Source organism: Bradyrhizobium sp. JR3.5 (genome assembly GCF_054057015.1).
Genome location: NZ_JBSRYV010000001.1, coordinates 55,422 through 76,286 on the forward strand (window position 1 = coordinate 55,422; position 20,865 = coordinate 76,286).

Annotated in this window: 17 protein-coding genes and 4 pseudogenes; 14 read left to right on the plus strand and 7 right to left on the minus strand. The window is 62.7% G+C overall.

What is annotated here, in order from left to right; translation table 11 throughout:
- The first annotated feature begins 115 nt into the window (after positions 1-115).
- The 3 genes from ACVWW1_RS00260 to ACVWW1_RS00270 all read left to right on the plus strand — a co-directional run bounded on the left by ACVWW1_RS00260 (position 116) and on the right by ACVWW1_RS00270 (position 1,302).
- Positions 116-310 carry a transcriptional regulator domain-containing protein gene (locus ACVWW1_RS00260; protein ID WP_456654408.1) on the plus strand — a complete coding sequence of 65 codons (195 nt, stop codon included), beginning with the start codon at positions 116-118 and terminating at the stop codon, positions 308-310.
- Positions 311-446: 136 nt separating this feature from the next.
- Positions 447-887: a DUF2285 domain-containing protein gene (locus ACVWW1_RS00265; RefSeq protein WP_456654409.1), complete on the plus strand. Its 441-nt coding sequence runs from the start codon at positions 447-449 to the stop codon at positions 885-887.
- 133 nt (positions 888-1,020) lie between these two features.
- Positions 1,021-1,302: a helix-turn-helix transcriptional regulator gene (locus ACVWW1_RS00270; RefSeq protein ID WP_456654410.1), complete on the plus strand. Its 282-nt coding sequence runs from the start codon at positions 1,021-1,023 to the stop codon at positions 1,300-1,302.
- Here ACVWW1_RS00270 and ACVWW1_RS00275 read toward each other — a convergent pair.
- Complete coding sequence (locus ACVWW1_RS00275) at positions 1,216-1,425, minus strand: hypothetical protein (protein WP_456656692.1); 210 nt, start codon at positions 1,423-1,425, stop codon at positions 1,216-1,218. The genes ACVWW1_RS00270 and ACVWW1_RS00275 overlap by 87 nt on opposite strands.
- Between ACVWW1_RS00275 and ACVWW1_RS00280 the strand changes: the two are divergent.
- The 8 genes and pseudogenes from ACVWW1_RS00280 to ACVWW1_RS00315 all read left to right on the plus strand — a co-directional run.
- Positions 1,366-2,048 (plus strand): annotated as a pseudogene (locus ACVWW1_RS00280) (VirB4 family type IV secretion/conjugal transfer ATPase); the annotation flags it as partial. The gene ACVWW1_RS00275 and the pseudogene ACVWW1_RS00280 sit on opposite strands and share 60 nt — an antisense overlap.
- Positions 2,049-2,614: 566 nt before the next feature.
- Positions 2,615-2,818, plus strand: a complete 204-nt coding sequence (locus ACVWW1_RS00285; RefSeq protein WP_456654411.1) for a cold-shock protein — start codon at positions 2,615-2,617, stop codon at positions 2,816-2,818.
- 113 nt (positions 2,819-2,931) lie between these two features.
- Positions 2,932-3,118 (plus strand): annotated as a pseudogene (locus tag ACVWW1_RS00290) (CsbD family protein).
- A gap of 69 nt (positions 3,119-3,187) precedes the next feature.
- A complete protein-coding gene (locus ACVWW1_RS00295; protein ID WP_456654412.1) occupies positions 3,188-3,364 on the plus strand; it encodes a DUF2934 domain-containing protein in 177 nt (58 codons plus the stop codon).
- 710 nt (positions 3,365-4,074) lie between these two features.
- The gene (locus ACVWW1_RS00300) at positions 4,075-4,671 is read left to right on the plus strand and encodes a CDGSH iron-sulfur domain-containing protein (protein WP_456654413.1); all 597 of its coding nucleotides are present in this window, start codon (positions 4,075-4,077) and stop codon (positions 4,669-4,671) included.
- A complete protein-coding gene (locus tag ACVWW1_RS00305) occupies positions 4,672-4,767 on the plus strand; it encodes a CDGSH iron-sulfur domain-containing protein (RefSeq protein WP_456654414.1) in 96 nt (31 codons plus the stop codon).
- Between the two features lie 14 nt (positions 4,768-4,781).
- Positions 4,782-5,900 carry an amidohydrolase gene (locus ACVWW1_RS00310; RefSeq protein ID WP_456654415.1) on the plus strand — a complete coding sequence of 373 codons (1,119 nt, stop codon included), beginning with the start codon at positions 4,782-4,784 and terminating at the stop codon, positions 5,898-5,900.
- 200 nt (positions 5,901-6,100) lie between these two features.
- Entirely contained in the window at positions 6,101-6,766 is a 666-nt protein-coding gene (locus ACVWW1_RS00315; protein ID WP_456654416.1) for a trimeric intracellular cation channel family protein, read from the plus strand.
- A gap of 299 nt (positions 6,767-7,065) precedes the next feature.
- On the opposite strand, the gene ACVWW1_RS00320 is transcribed toward ACVWW1_RS00315, so the two are convergent.
- Positions 7,066-8,241, minus strand: a complete 1,176-nt coding sequence (locus tag ACVWW1_RS00320) for an LLM class flavin-dependent oxidoreductase (RefSeq protein ID WP_092117496.1) — start codon at positions 8,239-8,241, stop codon at positions 7,066-7,068.
- Between the two features lie 885 nt (positions 8,242-9,126).
- Positions 9,127-9,366: pseudogene (locus tag ACVWW1_RS00325) on the minus strand (IS30 family transposase); the annotation flags it as partial.
- Between the two features lie 62 nt (positions 9,367-9,428).
- Here ACVWW1_RS00325 and ACVWW1_RS00330 point away from each other — a divergent pair.
- Both ACVWW1_RS00330 and ACVWW1_RS00335 read left to right on the plus strand, forming a co-directional pair.
- Positions 9,429-9,719 (plus strand): helix-turn-helix transcriptional regulator, encoded by a 291-nt coding sequence (locus ACVWW1_RS00330; RefSeq protein WP_456654417.1) that lies wholly within the window; start codon positions 9,429-9,431, stop codon positions 9,717-9,719.
- 552 nt (positions 9,720-10,271) lie between these two features.
- Entirely contained in the window at positions 10,272-14,240 is a 3,969-nt protein-coding gene (locus ACVWW1_RS00335; RefSeq protein ID WP_456654418.1) for an AAA family ATPase, read from the plus strand.
- A 33-nt stretch (positions 14,241-14,273) separates the two neighbouring features.
- On the opposite strand, the gene ACVWW1_RS00340 is transcribed toward ACVWW1_RS00335, so the two are convergent.
- The 4 genes and pseudogenes from ACVWW1_RS00340 to ACVWW1_RS00355 form a co-directional block, all read right to left on the minus strand.
- A complete protein-coding gene (locus tag ACVWW1_RS00340) occupies positions 14,274-16,043 on the minus strand; it encodes a hypothetical protein (RefSeq protein ID WP_456656693.1) in 1,770 nt (589 codons plus the stop codon).
- 93 nt (positions 16,044-16,136) lie between these two features.
- Positions 16,137-16,379, minus strand: a pseudogene (locus ACVWW1_RS00345) (NAD(P)-binding protein); the annotation flags it as partial.
- Positions 16,367-17,329, minus strand: a complete 963-nt coding sequence (locus ACVWW1_RS00350) for a hypothetical protein (protein WP_456654419.1) — start codon at positions 17,327-17,329, stop codon at positions 16,367-16,369. The pseudogene ACVWW1_RS00345 and the gene ACVWW1_RS00350, both read right to left, overlap by 13 nt.
- Positions 17,330-17,331: 2 nt before the next feature.
- Entirely contained in the window at positions 17,332-19,401 is a 2,070-nt protein-coding gene (locus ACVWW1_RS00355) for an FAD-dependent oxidoreductase (RefSeq protein ID WP_456654420.1), read from the minus strand.
- 1,086 nt (positions 19,402-20,487) lie between these two features.
- On the opposite strand from ACVWW1_RS00355, the gene ACVWW1_RS00360 reads away from it, so the two are divergent.
- Entirely contained in the window at positions 20,488-20,784 is a 297-nt protein-coding gene (locus tag ACVWW1_RS00360) for a hypothetical protein (protein ID WP_456654421.1), read from the plus strand.
- Positions 20,785-20,865: the final 81 nt, after the last annotated feature.

A 20,865-nucleotide genomic window follows, 5' to 3' on the forward strand; every position in this document is an offset into this window, starting at 1 on the left:
CGGTGGTCATTCCGCAGCACCACGTGGTGCCAAACTAGGGGCTTCCTGCAACCGTCTCGTTCATAGTTATTGTGCGCCGCAATCCTTGTTAGCTACGTGCAATGGGGCGGAAGCAATGCCTGAATTCGACTGGCGGTCGCCGGATTCCTATAAGAGCCTACAAGACGCCGAAATCACCGACATCGCCTGGGAATGTCTTCGCCGCAACGCGGACTATCGACGCGAGTACGAAGCGATGATCGCTAGCAGCCCAGATGGCGAAGCGACCGCCGAGTTCAGGAGGAAGTGGGGCATCTGCTTTCGCCCATGACCCGCAGCGGTCCTTCGACGAGCAGATAATCTTTTGGGCGCCTGAGGTTCTAACGACTGTCGTTCCAGTCACGGTCGCGTCGACCGCCGGTCGCAGTTCGGCCTCTCGGCCACTGCTCGACCTTACAGCGGGGCAGGTGCGCCGCGCCGCCGACGGCTGGCATATCGTACTGCGCATCGGGGCGACGGATCACCGTGTCTGGTCCAAAGAGCCTCCCGTCGTCGGCGCGTCCTATGCAGCCGAATTGCTGTTTGACGGCGATTTGGAAGCGCGCGCCTATGCAGCCCGGCGGCTGTGGCGCGCGATGAATGGACGCGCGCCAGGTCCTGCCTTTCACAAGCTATCTAAGCAGCGGTGCGAGCGCCTGAGCGCCGCTATCCGCGCGCTCGATGCGCATACTGCGGGTGGCAGCTATCGCGTCACCGCCGAAGCGCTGTTCGGCAAAAAGCGCATCCCTGATCGCGCCTGGAAGACGCATGATTTGCGCAATCGAACGGTCCGCCTGGTGCAGGGCGGCCTCGCGTTGGTACGCGGAGGCTACCGCAAACTTCTGCGACCTGGCCGCAGGGACAAGTAGCCCCTCGGCCGAGGGGTATCGAAAATCGTACCCCCAATATTCGGCATCCCCCTCCGAGAACTTGCTTCTCCATGATGACCGCACACGCGCCGGCTCCGCCGTGCGCGGTGCGCTGTCACCTTGGAGTGCTCAAATGCCCGATGCAATGTCCGGACTGCCCCCGCGCTTCCTGCGTACACCGGAGGCCGCGCGATATCTTGGTCTTTCCGGACGCACTCTTGAGAAGCACCGCACGTACGGCACCGGGCCGACGTATCGGAAGATCGGCGGGCGCGTCGTCTACGCTCTGGATGACCTGAAAGCATGGGCTGACCTCGGCGCCAAGACGTCAACCTCGGATCCCGGCAAAGGCACTGTGCTGCCGGCCAAGAAGCACCCGGTGCTGCGCCCGTATGCGGGCCAGGAACGCCGCTGATCGTCGCGTGAAAGCATTGACCATGCGGGCAAACAGCATTCCGAGCGCGATCAGCTCGAGCTTGCGCTGGTCGCCGATCAGCCGCTGACCGGTGGTCTCGAGCCGATGCTGGGCGCCGTACATCTGCGCGTTCTGACCGTCGTGGGATTCCCGACCGCAACCACGCCCGGCATTCTCGATGATCTCAACCGCCTGGCATTCCCGTATCGGTGGTCCACTCGCGCCATCATGCTCGACAAGCTCGAGGCCACAAAACTGCTGATGAAGATCCGACGCCAGTGGTTTGCCAAGCGTAAGTCGATCGCAGCGGTTCTCAAGGAGGTAATGACCAACGAAGCATCGTCGCTTCTCGACACCGATGCCCACAACAAGGCGATGGATGCCGATGCGGCGCTTCAGGAACTTGGGTCCGACCAGATCGGCCAGGCGTTTGTCACGGCAACGGTCACGGTCTGGGATACCGATCCACGAGCAGCCGACGAAAAACTCCGTCTCGTCGAAAAGGTCATCCAGGGCGCGACTTCACCTGCATGGTCGAGACGGTCAATGTCGTCGAGGCTTGGCTCGGCAGCCTGCCCGGGCATGTCTATGCCAACGTCCGGCAGCCGCCGGTCTCGACGCTCAACCTGGCCCATCTGATTCCGTTGTCGGCAGTGTGGGCCGGAGAGCCACGGGATCGCCACTTCAACGCGCCGGCCCTTTTCTATGGCAAGACGGAAGGCGCGACCCCGTTCCGCTTCTCTCTTGCGATGAGTGGAGCCTCAGTCGCCCCCGCCGCCGCGATTGCAAGACCGTCCCGATGATACTGGTTGTCAACGGACAACGTTGCGAACGGAGTAGCGCTGGTGAACCACGGCAGCTCTTGCCGATATCTCTGTTACGCATTGCACGCGCCGCATACTGCCGATGCGACGTACTATAATGTCCGAGTCCGGCTCTCGTGCGATCGGCCCTACGTCGCATGCAGCGGACACAATGCGAGGAGCGAGCGAGTGAGATTTGGCGACCTGTTGGATTGGCAAGCCCTTTCGGAGACCACTCACGATGCGGTAAGGAGTGACACTATGAGCAAACCGGGTTCTGATTTCCATCGCCACTTTATTGGCGTCGACGAGCGCGAGCTCCTACCCGAAACGCGACCGCTACGTCCCAACGGTCCCGTCCCACGAAGAAGCCTGCGCCGATCCGGTTGCTGGTTTGCTAACGGGTCTTGGAAACGGTTTCGTCGAGGAGGGCCTATGCTGCTGGTTCCGGCTTGCGATGTCCAGGGCTAACGCTAGGCTAGGCGCCTTACTTCAATTGGAGAGACGACGTGGCTACAGGTACTGTTAAATGGTTTAATCCCACCAAGGGGTACGGGTTCATTCAGCCCGACAATGGTGGCAGAGACGTATTCGTGCACATCTCTGCGGTCGAAAAGGCCGGTCTGAGCAGCCTCAATGAGGGTGCAAAGGTTAGTTACGAAGAGCGGGAAAATCGGGGCAAGACTTCGGCCGAAAACCTGCGGGTAGGCTGACGCGGGCTAAGGAACAAGTGACAACGCCAGGAGTCATGGAAAATACTCCCGGCTCTCACACACCCCATACCCCCAGGTCGGGAGTTTGGAATGGCGACCTCGGCGCGCGCGGCGTGCCGGGGTCGTTCGAAGTCGAGGGCAAGGTCAAGGAGCCGTGGGGCAAGCTGGGACCGATGACGCCTTGATGTCATTGCGGGCAAGCACGACCAACTCGAAGGTCGATTGCAGGAGCGTTACGGATACGCGAAAGACGAAGCGCAAAAGGAAGTGAACGACTGGTACGGTCGTCAGAAGTGGTAATCCTCGAAGGGCTCTGTGTAAGGCAGGGTCCTTCTAGCTTCCAAAGCCAAGATTATTGCGGAGTTACTGATGTCCGGCCCAAGCGAAGAAGAGATCCGTGCCAGGGCTTATCAACTCTGGCAGGAGGCGGGCGAGCCGGAAGGTCAAGCCGACACGTTCTGGCATCAAGCTGAGAACGAGTTGCTTAGGCGAGATTCCGAGCTTGGCGAACCACCACCGGGTATGACGGACAATCTGCCAATCTAAGCTGATCAACAATCGAGCCCAGGTCGTTAAAAGTGTCCGAAGAGTAGCAGTGTGGCCGGCAGGGGAACCTCCTGCCTCTCGGCCGCTGCGAAACCGGTTCAAGCTACTGCGACCCCAGCGACAACCAACAGTGCGCCGCTTCTGGAGCGTGTACTCGTAATTCGTCCCGTCCGCTTTAGCTTAGCGTATCCGATCCATAAAGGTAGGAGATGGCGAGCATCGAGCTGTATCCTGATCACCCTCTATACCTTCCGTTTCCAATGATTGCCTTCACCTATGGTAAACATCTAAACAAGTCAGAGCGCCAAGTGGAGTAGCTGGACGGATAGGATATGGTCGCAGGTGGAGTCGGTCCGGCAACTGATAAGGTTTTGAGAGAAAGCTTATCAGCTGAGCGAGCCGTGAGGAGGCAGACAGATAGAGTCAGTCCGCTAGCTCATAAGCTTCGGTCAGCAACGGACGAGGTTTTCTCAGCGGCGACCGCTGCGGGATCCGTATCGTTTGCGCCTGGCACGATCACGTTTCTGACGGTCGAGCGGTCCGGAAACTCCACTTGCCGCGGTTCGTAAACAGGCGTTGGATGTTTCGGGGACATCGCGGGTCGGGCGGGTGCCGATTTCGTACCTCGGTCGACTGTAGATGGCACGGTGAAACCACTTCTAAGGGCCGGCTGCCCGAAGAATAAGTCCACGGCGTCGGAGGACTGAACCATGACTTCCGAGAAGAGCAAGGCTCGAGTCACCGTTTCCGAAAACGGCCCCTACATGGTCACCGGCGACATCCCTCTCGCCAAACAAACCATCATGACGAACGCTGAGGACGGGTCGGAGGCGTGGCAGGAAGGTCCGGCCGTCGCGCATCGAGAAACCTATGCGCTGTGCCGCTGCGGTGCATCGCAAACCAAGCCGTTCTGCGACGGCTCACATCTCAAAATCGGCTTCGTCGGTACCGAGACTGCAAGTCGAGACGCTTATCTCGATCAAGCGAAGCTGCTGAACGGCCCGATCCTTCAACTCACCGACGCAGAAAGCCTCTGTGCGTTCGGGCGTTCCTGCGACCCGAACGGCAATGTTTGGAGTCAGGTCTCGCAGACCGCCGATCGCGGAGTCCGGACGATGTTCGTCCGCCAGGTGAACGAATGTCCCTCTGGACTTTTGGTGGCTTGGGACAAAAGCTCCGGGAAGCCGGTCGAACAAGCGTTGCCGGTATCGATCGGTTTGATCGAGGATCCCGAGCAGCAATGCAGCGGACCCCTGTGGTTGCGAGGTGGGATACCGGTCGTCGCCGCTGACAGATTCGAATATTAGGTGCGCAATCGCGTCACACTCTGCCGTTGCGGAGAATCGAAGAACAAGCCGTTCTGCGACGGGACGCACGCAGCAATCAAGTTCTCGGATTCTTAACAGTGGAGTAGGCCATGGTTTTGAATCAGGAAAGTTCTCCCGATCTAGCACTGCGCGATCTCGAAAAACTCCTCCCAGTCTTGGAAGACCTTTACAAGGACGTGCATTCGCACCCCGAGTTGTCGATGCAGGAGACGCGCACGGCGGGACTGGCGGCGGATTATCTTCGTGCGGCCGGCTACGAAGTCGCGACAGGCGTCGGAAAGACCGGCGTCGTCGGCTTGCTTCGCAACGGTGATGGGCCGACCGTCATGCTGCGCGCCGACATGGACGCGCTGCCCGTCGAGGAAGCAACCGGTCTTCCCTATGCCAGCAGGATCACGGCGAAGGATCATGAGGGAAACGCCGTCCCGGTCGGTCATATGTGCGGGCACGACATGCACGTCACCTGGCTCGTCGGTGCCACCAAATTGCTCGCCGAGGCCAAAACGACGTGGCGAGGAACCGTAATGGCGGTCTTCCAGCCCGGCGAGGAGACGGCGGAAGGCGCTCAGGCCATGCTCGACGACGGCTTGTTCAAGCGCTTCCCGAAGCCGGACGTGGTCCTTGGCCAGCACGTCATGGTGGGGCCGTCGGGAACGGTTGCCGGACGGGCAGGCGCGATCACCTCGGCGGCGGACAGCTTGCAGATTCGTCTCTTCGGCCGTGGCGCGCACGGATCGATGCCGCAGGCCAGTATCGATCCGGTGGTGATGGCGGCCGCGACCGTGCTGCGGCTGCAAACCATCGTCTCCCGCGAGGTTGCCGCTGCGGAGGCAGCGGTCGTGACCATTGGCGTGCTGCAGGCGGGGACGAAAGAAAACGTCATTTCCGGACGAGGCCATCATCAAACTGAATGTGCGGACTTTCGATGCCGGCGTCCGGACGCGCGTACTGGCAGCGATCGAGCGGATCGTCAATGCCGAGGCGGCGGCGTCTGGCGCCCCTCGCAAACCGGAGATCACGTCGCTGGATCACTACCCTCTCAACGTGAACGACCGGGAGGCCAGCAAGCGGGTGGTCGACGCGTTCCGGGGACATTTCGGCGCCGAGCGCGTCAGGGAAACGGGGCCGGCCCCTGCGAGCGAAGACTTCGGATCGTTCGGAACCGAATGGCACGTACCGTCGGTTTTCTGGTTCGTCGGCGGCACTGATCCGGAAACTTACGCCAAGGCGAAAGGGGCAAACAAGCTCACCGAGCTTCCGGTGAACCACAGCCAGAAATTCGCGCCGGTTCTTCACCCCACCTTGCGAACCGGCGTGGAAACGCTAGTCGTTGCGACCCGCGCCTGGTTGCCGGCATGAGTATGATCATCTCACTCGTGGCGATCGTCTAGTGCCGGAAAGTGGCATCATGGAGAAGCTTCCGCTTGTGCTTGACCTGACGGGCACCTTCGTCTTCGCGCTCAGCGGGGCGTTGGCCGGGGTCAAGCGAGAGCTGGACCTGTTCGGCGTACTCGTGCTGTCGTTCGCGGCGGCGAATTCGGGCGGCATCACCCGGGACCTGCTGATCGGCGTCGTCCCGCCCGGGGCGGTCGCCGACTGGCGCTATCTCGGTGTGTCGCTCTTCGCCGGCATCGTCACTTTCTACTTCTCGTCCTTGATCGTGCGGATGTCGAACTCGGTACTTCTTTTCGATGCGGCGGGTCTCGCGCTCTTCGCCGTCACCGGTGCTTCTAAAGCGCTGGCCCACGGCTTGAATCCGCTCATGGCGATAGTGCTCGGCATGGTCACCGGGATCGGCGGCGGGATGGTGCGCGATGTACTGCTCGCGGAAATTCCGACGGTACTCCGGGCTGAACTCTATGCCGTCGCGGCATTGGCGGCTGCGGCCATCGTGGTAGTCGGGCACATGCTGCAGTTGCCAGTCGCGCCGGTCACGGCGGTGGCGCTCATTTCATGTTTCTCGCTGCGCGTCATGGCGATGAAGCGCGGCTGGCGGCTTCCGGTTGCGAAGTTCGGGGATCGATACGATCCTAGTGCCGAAAAAATCAATTCGAAAGGCCCGAAGAAATCCTAGCGCCGGATGCATTCTGTGGAAGGATGGCGGACGCCCAGTGCCGTCAGTAGGTTCAGTTCCAGCAGAGGAAAATTCACATGGCGAAAGCCGTCGTTATCTGCGGAAAACTGTTCGACGGCCTAAAGTGTGAGGTGGGCTTTTTGTATTTAATTCCACGATTTTGCGCGTGAACCAGGGAAGCCGGTCGGCCGAGATCAAATTCTGGAGTTCTGACCACCCCCACTCCGACCGTGTGGGAAGCCTAGCTAGAGATCCGGCGGATGGTGCGTCGGACTGCGGAACCAACGCTGCCGAACAACTCAAGCCGGCCGCTTGGCCACCTCCGCGCCATAGCGCGCTCGGGCATCTTCGACGGCCTGCGCCTGGGCCGCCGCGAGGCTTTCGCGGACCTCCTTGGCGCGGCGCGCGGCATCAAGCGTCGCCTGCGCGTGGCCCTGGAACTGCGGCATGACCTCGCGTGCGATCAGTTCGTAGCTGCGCATTGTTGCTGAAGGATTGGCCCAGTTGTGCGCCAGCAGGAGATAGGCGCCAAAGCCACCGTTTGATTGTTGCCACAACCGCTCGATCTGGGCGGCGCACGCGTCCGGCGTCCCGATAGCACCGAGACCTGAGCCGTTGATGAACTCGATCATTTCGGCAACCGAGTTGCCGACCACCGCCATTTGGGGGAATGCAGCGACCTGCTGGAAGTAGCGGAACCAATGCTCGATGCCGTATTCCACGTCGCGATATGCCTGCTCTTTGGTTTCCGCGATGTGGCACAAGCCAACAAGTCGCCACTTGCTCCGGTCAGCGGTCTTGCCATCGGCCTTCGCCTCGGCGGTCAGCACATCCCAGTGCAGCGCCAGCGCATCAAAGCCGGCGGCGGTGGTGGCGCCCACCGATAGCATGCCTAGGCCATATCGGCCGGCAAGCTTGGCGCCGGTAGGGGACGCTACGGCAGCGACGGCAACGTCGAAGAGTGGGTTGGAGTAAGGTCGCAGGTGCAGCCGCGCCTCGCGCAGGTCCCAGCGATCGTTTTTGAATGTGACCGGTTCGTCGCTGGTCAAAAGCTTCGTGATGATGGCAACGCCATCTTCGAGCAGCCCACGTGTCTGACTCTGCTGCAGCCCGATCATAACGCCGTCGGTGGGAAGCGAGCCAGGGCCGAGGCCGAGCATCGCACGCCCGCGCGTCAAATGGTCAAGGAGGACTATGCGCTCAGCGACCCACAGCGGGTTGTGATACGAAACGCTGGTCACCCCGGTGCCGAGTTTGATGTGACGCGTGCGCTCGGCCGCCGTCGCTATCATGATTTCCGGAGAGGCGGAGAGCTCAGTGCCAGCGGAGTGATGCTCGCCGAGCCAGGCCTCATCATAGCCGCAGCGATCCAGCCATTGAATGAGATCGAGATCGCTCTGCAATGCGAGCGTTGGGTTGATGCCGGGCTTATGGAAGGGCGCGAGAAAAATGCCGAAGCGCAGGCGCTGGCTCATTGAGACGTTCCTCCGCCTTTATGATGGGGCCTTCGTTGGCCTCCTGATCCGAATCAAGCTGCCGCTTGATCCGCCGTTCCCTGACAGGGGATTGGATCGACACAATAACCGCTCCCCGCAGTGTTGTCATCCGGGTCAAAAGCGGCGGTCGCAGGCCGTCCGCCAGACTACAGACCAATCTGCCGCGCAAAGCCTCTGGGGCGCCCGGTGCTAGATTGTCCGCCCGACTGACAGCGACACTACATGCTGAGCGTGTGTGTCTCGAACACAGTTTCCTGCGGCGGCCCGGCCAATCCCCCTGCGATGCCTTGCTTCAAGCGCGGCATGAGGATCTCTTCGCGGAACCGTTCCCAACTCGCCTTCGTGTCGTGCACCGCAATAACGGTCCAACCACCCGGCGCGGGCCCGGCGGTGTGGAAGATCTGACCAGCCGGGAGCCCGCCCGAGCTCGGATGTACTGCGGCAATCGACTTCTCGTACTGATCTTCGTGCCGCCGGGAAAGTAGTGAATGATCGCGTAGGCCACGTTGCTCTCCAACGGATCAAGCGAGCCCCCTACTGCAGCGTAATTCAGGAGTGTTGATGCGTCACGTGGAACGTTCATACCGCTGCTAGCCCGCCGCCCCTGGGATCAACGACCGTAACGATCACGAGCCGACGCGAACCTGCTGGGTAGCTCCGCCTGCCGCCCCTATGGCGCTTTGGGTCAAAAGTCGTCGATGACAGCCGAGTCAAGCGACTTCTGCTTCGCCTCAGACCGGACCTTTATGAGCACACGCCTATTCTTACTATAGACCCGCCGGAGATGTCCGGCCAAGCCGAGGCATTGTGCCATCGGAGTCGTACGAACCGCGGTGGCAGTCCGACACGCAGGGCAAATGCACACGAGCAGCGCATGCTGAGCCATCGAGAGATTTCCTCTCGTTCCGAAAGGCTGAGCGCACGTTTGGCACGGTGCCGATCCGGAGGACGGATTCCACCGGTCGGCGAGATTACCGAGAAGACCGACGAGAACTCTCGGTCAAACCGGCGTCCGATCGAACTCATTGGTTCGCCGGCCTGCCAGCGATCCCAGATCTCGGACCGCTGGGCGGCCGAGTAATAAATGCGACGCCGCTGTTTCATGTCCACACCCCATCTTTGCTAGAAGATTAGAGTGTTGCGCTGACCAATTGAGCCCGCCGACCATGAGACGTTATGAAGCACAGGCCCATCTTTCGGCGGCCCAAATCCGCGCCGCGCGAGCGTGGCTTAACTGGACTCAGGATGAACTTGCCCGAAGATCGGGAGTCTCTCAAAAATCAATTGCCAGATACGAGTCGGAGCTCTCCGTTCCATACGAGATCAGCCCTTGCGAAGATACGAGACGCCTTCGAAGCCGCGGGAATCTCCTTCCAATTCGAAGGAACGGTGTCCAAAGGAATTCGAGTGCTCTAGGTCGCACTATAAGATCAATGACTCAGTTGAACGGCTCCTAGTGAGTTAGACCGGTCTGACGACGAGTTGGATACTTGTGCTCGTGATTTTCTTCCCAGTGGGTAGACTTTCGCGACCACCGAGATGCGCCGTCGAATCGTCGGGACGCATTCGCGCACTGAGAGAGGGCGTTTGATGCCGTCGCCCGCCTCAGTCGGCCGACTCCTGGCACGCCATTACGCCGCGGAGCGAAACTTCAACACAGGTTGATTTCCTCCGTGTCGGTGGCGAAGCCGTTTTACGGCGGATCGGAAGGACTATATGGCGTTCGAGAGATGACCTCGTAAAGTCAGGACGGGCCATCGCTCGATCGCGGTGACCGAAGACTAATTGTTCGCGGAAGTCAGCGGCCAACTCGATGCCAGCTCGCGTGTCGAGGACGTCATGACGTGGTAGCGGACTTCCCGCCCTCCGCCGACGTCCTTCCCGATCGGTTCGCGGGAGCCTTTAGCCTGCTTTCGTCGAAACGCGAAGCCAGAAACTCCGCTTGGCGACCCGTTTTCGTGCAATTATAGTTCCTATGGTTGCGGGAGATGGACACGGGGGGACCGGTCATGTCCGGGCCGACGCGGGCACAGCTGCCGCACAGCCTCGACGCGCACATACCACGATGGCTGTTGCAGGTGGCGTCCGGCGAAGCCGAGCCGTTGCGGCCATGGATGAGATCGCTGCGCGCCACGGCGCTATTCGCCGATATCTCCGGCTTCAGCCGGCTGATGCGAAGCTACCAGGACAAAGGCGATGAGGGGGTCGAAGAGCTCTCGCTCATCATTAGCGAGTATCTCGGCCGTCTCATCGATTGCGTGTTCGCCTGGGGCGGCGATATCGAGAACATCTATGGCGACGCGATCCTGGCATTCTGGCCGGAGACCGCGACTGACCCGATAGCGGCCATGCGCCTGGCGCTCGGCTGCTCCGCCGACATCGTCGGCCGGCACGACAATCACATCGCGCCGGGTGGCGTCGCGTTACGCATTCGCGCCGCGGTCGTAGCGGGCGATCTCTGCGCTGTGCAGGCGGGCGGAGGTGACGGGCAGTGGATTTTTATGTTGGGCGGCGATTGTCTCGGCGAGATTCCGCCGTTGCTTCGGCTCGCCCAGCCAGGGCAAGTGGGCATTGCCGGGGCGATCCGCGCCGCGCTGCCGCTCGTCCCGGAGATCGCCACACCGCGGCTACTGAGCGGCCTGATCGACGCATCGCCAATGCAGACCGAAGGTGTGGCCGCGCCGCTTGCAGCTGAGGCAGCACTGCTGCACGCTTTCCTCCCTCGAGCGTTGCGCCGTCGCGAGTTGCTGCGTTCGGATTGGCTCGCGGAATTCCGCTGGTTAGCAATGCTTTGCGTCGGGATGCCCGGGCTGCGCTACACCGCCGCCGAGGATCTCGCGGCCACTCAGCAGGCAGTGCAGTCGATCCAGGATCAGGTCGCTCGGTTCGAGGGCGCGCTGATCCGCGTCTCGGCCAGCGACAAAGGACCGATGGCGATGATCGCCTTTGGCCTGCCTGACCAGGCCCACGATGACGACGCCGTGCGCGCGGTGCGGGCCGCACAAGAAATTCAGCTGGCGCTTGCTCGGCAAGGGTCGGATGCGCGGTGCACAGTGACGTTCGGCCTTGCCTACTGCGGCGTGGTCGGGAACCGCGACCGGCACGTCTATACGACGATGGGCGATGCTGTGAACCGTGCCGCGAAGCTGCTTGAACGGTACGATATGCCGGCACTGCTCTGCGACGCGGCGATCGTGCGGATGACAAGCCAGCGCGTCGTTTTTGAGAAGGTCGAGGGGAGCCTCCCGGACGGCGCGGCACTGTTCCGCCCGATTGAGTATCGGCACGTGGCAGCGCCGATGGCCGGAGCGTTGATTGATCGGGTGGGCGAACGGGCCTGGCTGCGACAACGGCTTAGCCAGCTGGGTACTCCGATTCAGCGCCCGGTGCTGCATATCGAAGGCCCGCCGGGGATCGGCAAGTCGGCTTTGGTCGGGGCGCTCGCAGCGATGACGGAGGGCCAGTTCCCCTGTCTGCGTGGTGCCGCCGACCCGCTGGCCGGCATTGCTGAACCTTTCGCGGCCTGGAGCCCGGTGTTCGCCGCCGCCTTTGCCGCCGAGGTCATCGGCCCGGAGCTGTGCGAAGCGCAACTGCGCACCGCCCTGGGGCGGCAGGGGCTGCCCCAGGACCATGCGGCGCTCGCCGGCGCCGTAATGCCGGCGATGCGCGCTCCGGCTCGGGCCGCGCCCTACCTGCCGCCCGAGGATATGGCGCGGGTCACTTGCGAGACGCTCGCGGCCCTGCTGCGCGACCGGATCGGCAGTGACGTGCTGATCATCATCGAGGACGTGCACCGGATGGACTCCGCCTCCTGGTTGCTGGCGGGCCATGTCGCGCGGCTGATGCCGGGCGTACTACTGGTACTGGTATCGCGATCGGACGCGGCTGGCCCGTTGTCGGGCATGCGGGCGTTGGCGGCGAGTATCGCGGTCGAGCGGCTGGCGTTAGCGCCGCTCGACCGCGGTTCGGTGGCCGACGTCATTGCCGATGTGCTCGGCTGCCGGGAGATCGCACCGGAGTTGCTTGGGCTCATTCAGGACCGGGCTGCCGGCAATCCGCTGTTCGCGCGCCAGCTCGCGCTCGCGCTGCGCGACCAGGGTGCACTGAGCCTGCGCGATGGGGTTTGTCGACTCACCGCGCAGTCGGCCGACGCGGCCTCGCTGCAAATACCGGAATCGATCCAGCGGACCATGGTCGCGCGCTTCGATCGTCTGCCGGCCGAGCTGCAATTAACCCTCAAGGCGGCGAGCGTCATCGGCACCAACTTCTCGTACCGCGCGCTGACCGCTGCGATCGGTACCGCGGATCTGGACGCCGACGAGTGCCTGACGCGACTCGTCGAGATCGGCATAATCGGCGTGCTGCGTCCTGGCGCCGATCCGCTCTACGGCTTCGACCACGCGCTGACGCAGGAGGCCGTGTATCAGCTATTGCCCTTCGAGCAGCGGCGCCGGCTGCATACGGCCGTCGCCGACTTCTTCGAAGCCGAGCCCGAGGGCAATCGTCCGGCGCCGACGCTGCTCGGCCTGCACTGGAGCCGGGCGAACCGGCCCGACCGCGCGCTGCCCTATTGGGAGATCGCCGGCACCACCGCGCTTGCGCGCGGCGCCTATCGCGAAGCCATCATGGCGCTTGGCGAGGCGCTGGCTGCGATCGCGGCCATCGAGGCGGCATCGGGTGCGGAGGCAATCGATACCAATCGTGCCGGGGAGTTGCACCGCCTGCGCGGGGAGGCGCTGATGTTTGCCGGCGAGGTTCCGCAGAGCATCCATCACTTGACCATCGCTCTTGCGAAGTTCGGCTTCCGGTGGTCCGACAGCGTCATCGGCAGCTTAGGCACGTTTGCGCGCCACGCGCTGATGCAGATCATGGTGGAATGGCGCCGGCCGGCGGATGCAAGGGATGTCTTGCCGGGGCTTGTGGTGCAGGACGTCGCCGCTGACCGTGCGCGCCAATCGGCGCTCGCATTGGAAACGCTGGGGCAGGGGTTCGGCCACCAATCGAAGCTGGCAGCGATGGCGACAGCAACGCTGGCGGCGGTCAACCTGTCGCAGCGCGCGGGCGACGGCGCGATCTACTCGCGCTCAGCCGGGCTGCTCTCCCTCGTGTTCTTGCTGTCCGGCATGCCGGGCCTCGCCGAACGCTATCTCGCCCGGGCACGGCGAACGAGTCCGGGCCTCGAAAAGCCACACGACCGGCTGATGACGATCGAATACATCGCGCTGTATTTGCTCACCGCCGGACGGCTCGTGGAGGCCGAGGCCGAATTGCGCGACATGCTGACGCTGGCTGCGGCGTCCCACAACCGCCGTCGCAAACTCGACGCCACGTCGCTGCTGATCTTGACGCTTACGGAAACTGGCGCCTACGCCGACGGCGCGGAGCTCGCCGCCGGGTTCGAGACTGAGGCGGATCAGGCGGGTGATCCGCAATTGCGCTGCTGGGCGCGACTTGAGGCGGCCGGGCTTGCGCTCTGCGGCGACGACATCGCCACGGCGGAGCGCCGCTTGTTCGACGCCAGCGATCTGCTCAGCAATGTCGGACGGAACGAGCGGATCTGGACGCTGGGGCTGCTCGCGCTGGTGCATCTGCGTCGTGGCCGGACTGACGAGGCTTTGGCGCTCGCTCGCCAGGTGATGGGCGCGCTAGCCGATTGGCGGTCGCTCGGTTTTTACGTGCAAGCCGGCGTATATGGCGCCGCCGAGGTGTTCCTCGAGCGGCTCGCCACGGGCGGCCGGCTGGGCTTTGCGCAGCGCCTGGAAATTCGGCGGATGATGCGCAGGGTCAAGTGTTTCGGCATGCGCCAGCCGTTGACGCGCCCTCGAACGCTGCTCCTGCTTGCGCGCTACGCCGAGCTGCGCGACCGCGATGCCCAGGCGATGGCACTGACGGAGCAGGCCGCGGCTGAGGCGACGCGCTTGCAACTGCCTGCCGCGGGCTTGGCGGCGCGAACCGCGCTGGAACGTCTGAAAGCATGATCGGACGGGAGGGTACTTCTGGCCACGCCGAAATCAGAGATCCTTCTCGCCGACGATGCGCTGAGGCTGGCCCGTCAGCGCACGAGAGACGCGCATACCGGTGATCACCGTTGCCTCGATGCTCGATATATTGACGCCGGAATCGGCCCATTCGCCGGCGATCGAAAGGTTGTCAAAACCCGTTTGACCGGGCTGCAGGCGAACCGATGCGGTGTTCGCCTTGGCGATCACGTAGCGCTCCGTCGGGTCGGTATTGGCGCGCCAGTACTGCGCTTTAAGCCGATCCTCACCGCTCACCGCGGGGTCGGCATAGAGGAGATCATATTTGAAACCCGCGGCGTCGACGGCGTTCGGCCAGAGCGGCGCAGCCTCGGCGTTGAGGAAATCGCGCAGCCTGACATAGACCGCGTCGTCACCGGGTGTGGCCTGTTTGGCCAGCGGACCGCAGGTATAGTTCAGGTAGCGCGGCGCGTTACCTGCGGGCCATGTTTCGCGCGGCAACAGATGGGAGAAGTCGACGAGGCTCGACCATGGCTCAAAATAGCCGCCGAAAATCTCCGGCGTTGCATCCATGCCGAGCTGGGCACGGTCGGCGGCAAACCACAGCTGCGCAGCCTGGGTATCGGCACTATCGAGCCCGCTGATCATGGCCTTCCAGCGAGGATCGGTGCTGAGTTCGTGCGTTACGTCCGGCAGGACGTCATACGAGATGCCAAGCACGACATGGTCGAAATCGACGCCACGCGCAAGAGAAAACTCTCCGCCGGTGTCAGTCCAGCTGCTGTTCCAATGCTCGATATTGGCGCCGGATGCGCTCAGCGCGGCTCCGTCGGTGATTTGCCCGAACAGCGGCGCGGAGGGCCAGCAGAGAAGATCGTTGACGGTGATCAGCGGTTTGTACGCGGTGGCGTCGGGGATCTGGACCTGGCGGCTGAACGTCATGCCCGCGATCGATTTGCGGCCGGCATCGAGTTGCAGATTGGTGAGGCGGTGGAAAAAGGCGAAACGCACGTTACGCTGCTTGAGTACGAGATAGAGCGGGGTGAAGACCGTGTCACCCATTCCGGCCTGCATCTCCAGGATGATCGGCCCGACATAGTCGAACGCGATGCGTAGAATGCAGCGCAATGCCACGCTGGCAGCAGCGTTCGGCTTCGTCGCATCGCCTTCGACATAGGAGAACGACGCGTCGTAGAAAGCTTGCAAGCAAGCCGAGAAGAAAGCGAGCTTGTCGGCGAGAGGTGAATCGCCGGGTTGGTCGAACGAGGTGTGCTTGGCAAGCCAGTCGCGCATCTCGACGTTTTCGACCGCGTCGAAGCCTTTTTCGTACAGCTGATCGTCGAGCATGCCGCGGGCGAAGGTGATGCCGAGATAGGCGAGAATCCAGAGCCGCCGCGCTACGTCATCCTTCGGCAGATCGAGCTCCAGCAAAGGAAACAACATGCGGGCGACAACCCGCATTGCGCCCGAGAGCACCCCTGCCTGACGGCTGGCGTCTTCCGTCCCCGGCTCGAGGAATTGGATCTGGCCTCTCGTAAAATCCATCAAGTGCTGCGCCGTTTGATTTGTCACCCCGGCGGGCCCGGCCATCGCTGCGATCGCGGCAGCTTCCTTGGGGTGCGCGGTCTTGGCGAAATCGGCGACGCGCAGTTGCTCGAACCCGGGGATGCCGGCGACGTGCCCGCTCAACCACCCGATCAGTTTGCGCAACAAGCCGAGCACGGTGAGGCCGTCGATCGAAGCCAGGTCGGGACAATCGATCGTCCAGGGGTGGCACACTCCTTCAATCTCCTCCAGCAGCACGAGGCGTCGTTGCGGCCTGAAGGCGTCATCGAACGTCGCCAGCGGCGCATCCGGCGGACGCCCGAGCTCAGCGTAGCAGCTCCGCATCAGCGCGATCGCGTTGTGATAGGTGCCGAACCAGATATGCAGTCCGTGCTCTTCGATGCGGCCGTTGCGATTCTGGTTGCGGCCGCTGGCGCCCTTGCCACCGAGCCGCCAGCCCATCGTGTAGACCGTAACCTCGTACCGTCCGCCGAGACTCGGATCAGTAAGCCAATATGCGGCGGTGAGCGCGCCCATGCCGCCGCCAACGATAGCGATTTTTTGCGGCGTCGCCGGGTTGCCTATGCCTGCCATAGCACCCTGCCGTTTTCTAGTTGCATGTCCATCTCGACCCGCATTCCAAGACCAGTCTGGGTCGCCGGCGCGAGACCGAGCGCCGCGGCAACGGGGGTGCTGTCGAGCGCCTTGAGGTCGATCGAATACTGATCTTCGACACTGACGTTGATCAGCTTGGTGACGTTGTAGCGGGCCAGCGTGACGGCCTGGTAGCAGGCGCGCGTGCCATCCGCGATGTCACGAAACTGCTTGAGGAAAATCTGCGGAAGGCTGCCGGTGAGAAAATCGGCGAACTCGGCTGGGGCCGGCGTTGCACCGCCAGCCGCCGCCTGCATCGCCGCGGCGAGGCTGCGCGCGGCCGCCATCGGATCATGCCAAGGCAGGCCAAGGGCCGGGTGGGGTGCCGGCCCGGCCACGCGCCGCAACGTGACGAGGCACTGCTGGCCCCACGTTGCGGCCGGGCTGAAGCTGGGGCAGCCATAGACATCGGCGGAAAATCCCGCGCTACCGGGGTCGTCGGGCAGGCGGATCTGTCCAGTCTGTTTGAAGAAACCGTAGTTCTCCCGCCCCGTCATCAGCGCCACTGGATTGTCAAGGAACAGGAAGGGCATGAACAGGGCAAAACCGATCTCGACCGGAATTTGCCCATCGAACCGCGTGAAGACGCCGGGGATGCCGAACGAAAGCTCGCGCTCGGTCGCGATGCCGCGATCGGCGTAGTTGACGAAGACCGAATGTGGAAATTCGGTGAAGCTCATGATGACGCTGGGCATCGGCGCGAACTGCACCCGCCCACCGCTGGGCGCGGCGATCAAGCGGCCGCACAGCGCCTGCAACGCGCTGCCGTCGGCAGCGAGGTAGAACGCGGACATTCGTACGTTGGCAAACGCGATCGGCCCTGGCAGCGTCTGGACGCTCGGATAATCGACATAGGCAGGCAGCGAGCCTGTCGGCTGCGGGTCGGGCATGGTCAGCTCTCGTCGAATGGGTTGCGCAGAATCGGACGCGGATTACCGGTGATAGCGTTTGCCGCCAACAACCCGGAAGTGACCGCGCCCTCGAAGCAGCCGAGATTTAGCCCGTAGTCTGTCCAGTCGCCGGCAAGGAAGAGGTTGGCGTAACCGCTAGCATCTGGCTGCAGCCGCGTCTTGCTTGAGCCAACGAGCGTCAGCACATAGCGATCACCGGGGTTGATCGCCGGCACCCAGAATTGTGCTTGAAAGCGCAGTGGGCCGGAGCCGGTAGCGGGTGCCCTGAGCGCCGACCAGTCGAAGCCGTTAGCATTGGTGAGCGCGGGCCAGAGCGGGGCCGCGGCGTCGAGAAATTGCTGACCGGCATTGGCCACCACCGCGGCCTCGGCTCCGGGATAAGCGTGATCGGTGGGTGGCGGCGCGGCGCCCAGTTGCACGAGCGGGCCGCAGAGAATTGCCATGTGAAGCGGCGCAGGCGGGGGCCAGTCCTCGAACGGGATCACCTCGCTTGCATCAAGCCAGGTGTCGATCGCGGCGCGGTCGTAACCGGTGACGACGGGCGCGACGCCCGAACTCCAGCCGGTGTCGCGGTCCAGCCATACCTGCACGCTCTGCGTCCGCACGGTGCTTGAGCCGGCTAGCATCGCAAGCCAGTTGGGCTGCGTGAGTTTCGTCGTGAGTTGGCCAAGTGCTCCGACCGGAATTGCGAGCACGACTGCATCGAAATCCCCGGCAGAGCGCGACAGAACGATCGGCTGCACGGGGTCCACCCAGGGCGTCCAGAACGATTCAAGGTCGATGTGGCCGTCCCGTAGCGCGTCGCCCTGGACGAGCTGGTCGTAAAGCGGACGGTCCGGCCAAGCGGGCACGCCTTTTACGTTAATCAATGGCTGATATCCGCCCGGCTTCGGGGTCGCTTGAACACCGATGCGAATGCTCTCGATCGTGCCGTCGGTGGCCGGTACGAGTTCATCGACGCGATGAAAAAAGTTCACGGTGACGCCGCGCTTGACAAGCACCTGATAAAGCGGCGCGGCAGTAACATCGCCGGTGCCCGTGCGCATCTTGTAGCTGGGCGCGCCGCGATAGGAGATCAGCCCCTTTTGAGTGAGAACCGCCGAACCAGCCTCGACATTGCCGGGCGCAGCGACGTCTCCGGCAGGATAGGCGAACACGGTGTCGTACATCGCCCGGACGATCGCAGAGTTGGCAGTCTCAGATGCTGCGCCGTGCCGCAGGAGCCAGGCGCGATACTCGATCTCGTTGGCCGCGGCGACCGACTGGCGCGTAGGCCAGATCAGGTTGTCTATGGCCATGCCCAGGGCAGTGGCAACGGCGAGGTCCGCCAGTATTTTCAGCCGGCGCCATGAGACCGATTGGCCAGCGAGCCTCGGCCTTGGCCTTGCCGCCTGAATGGCAGTCTGCAGTCGTTTAAGACTGTGAACAAAGGGCGCGGTGACGGCGTCGCGTCCTTCCGGGCTGGCCTTGATCAGTGCGTCCGCCGTCTGCTTCACCTCGGCCAGCGTCGAGACGATCAAGGCGTTGGCATGAAGCGCGTCGGGGCTTGGCACTTGTTGCGCCGCCAGCCGGGTCGAGTCTCGCTCGATGATGCCCATCAGCGCGTCGAGCGCCTGCGCCTGGGGCTGGGGCAAGCTATCGCCAGGTCGGCCGGGCAAGGTCGGGAGGTCGATCACCCAAGGTAGCCAGGAGCCGTCGTCCTGCTGTTCCATCGTGGCCAGGCTGTTGTGGGCGACCAACGCAGCCTCGATGGTCCGAAATACCCGCGCGGGGTCAGCCGCGAGCGCCTCGTAGGCTTCGCGCAGCACGGCGAATGCGTTGTCGTAGAAGCCGAAGAAAATGTGTGGCCCATGCTCTTTGGTGCGCCGCGCGGTATCAAGATCGCGCCCGCTCGCGCATTTGCCACCGAGCCGCCAGCCGAGTTGGTGCAGCGTGACTTGGAAACGACCCTCATGCCTAGGGTCGGACAGTTCGAAAGCAGCTGCCAGTCCGGCCACACCTCCACCCAGCACGGCAACTTTGACCGGTCGCAATTCTGTATCGGTCCCCATTGGACTGGCTCCCGCCCTGGCGATCCGTTTCGGAACTTACACTATTTCAAGTGGTATCACCATGGGTCCGGAATTTCTGAGGACGCACCCGCCTTGTACCGTGCCCGGATTATCTTCTCACATCGACGATCAGATCGATACTTCGCAATGTCTGGAGTGCCCGCAAAAGCGGCCATCAGCACCGTCTGTCGCTAAGAAGCGCGATACGGAAAGCAATATGCGCGTTGTGAGCGATAACCCGGATGGACTGAACGCGACTTTGCAAAGGTACTGAATCTCGACGTGGTGATCGGAGAGATCGGGCTCGAACACTCGACCGCAAAGCCATATTTCGAGGCTGCCACGAACGAAATAAAAGCGCTGAACTGGCAAAAAAGCTACAGATTCGAATACGAGTGCTCTCACATGGGTAGCGAGCGCTCCGCGCTAGACCAGTGAAACCGCCCAGACGAGCGACGCCACCAGAATGATCAGGCATGCGATGATGATGCCCAGCCAAATGTTGTCAATGCTGGCCCCAACCGATCGCGGTTAACCTCGTTCCTCGCTGGCCACGCCGCAGCGAGACCTCGGGGCTGGGGGCCATCGGGGGTGAGGTCTCGCCGTCTTGCGGTAGTTGGGGTTCTCAGCCTTGGAGGAAGCTGAGGCAGATATCGAACCCTCTTTTCGGCCGCCCGTCAAAAAGGGAAACCAATGAAAATCCTTGAAGCGCTACATCATACGAAGTTAGCTCCAGTGGAAGAGATCTGCGCTTCATTTTCGGCTATTTCGGATTAGCTATGTGTATGTTGGGTGCGATCTATTCTGCCGCGTTGTCTCCTGGAAACACGGTTGGCGATTTGGCATTGATGTCCGTGTTTCCCTGACAATCTAGCTCTGCCGGCGAGGGCGTCGTCCGCTATCAGTGGTGAGCCGACTTCCGCTGTTGTGACGGTTTCGGATGCCGGCCGCTTGAGGGACAGCGCGGCGTATTCGGCGGCCGGCGTCCGAAAGCCTCCAAGGGAGATGCTATGCGGCAGACGGCGGCGGTGAGGAAGGTAAGAATATGGCATTCATCGGCGCTGATGTGAACCGATGGAGCCCCCCATGCAGAAGTTGAACGACCTGAGCCGATCCCTCACGCCCCTCAAACCGGACGGCACGCTGATCGCCGTGATCGAGATGAGCCTGTCGAGCTGGCTCGTTGCAGGGATTGTGCCTGGCGTCGAGCGCCAGCCTTCGAAGAAGCTTGACGTGGACGAGAACGCCTTGCTGAAGCTGCTCAATCGCTGGCGCGCGATGGCGCGGCACGGATTGACCGGGTCATACGTGAAGCCGCGGGATACACGCGCGAAGGCGGCTCGCTGGCGGCGATGCATCTCGTCGGCGAGCTGCATCAGGTGACTGCGATCGTTGCCGCGAACGACCTGCTGGCGATCGGCGCCCTGACGCCCTGCAGGAGCGGCACCTGCGGTGCCCAGAGTA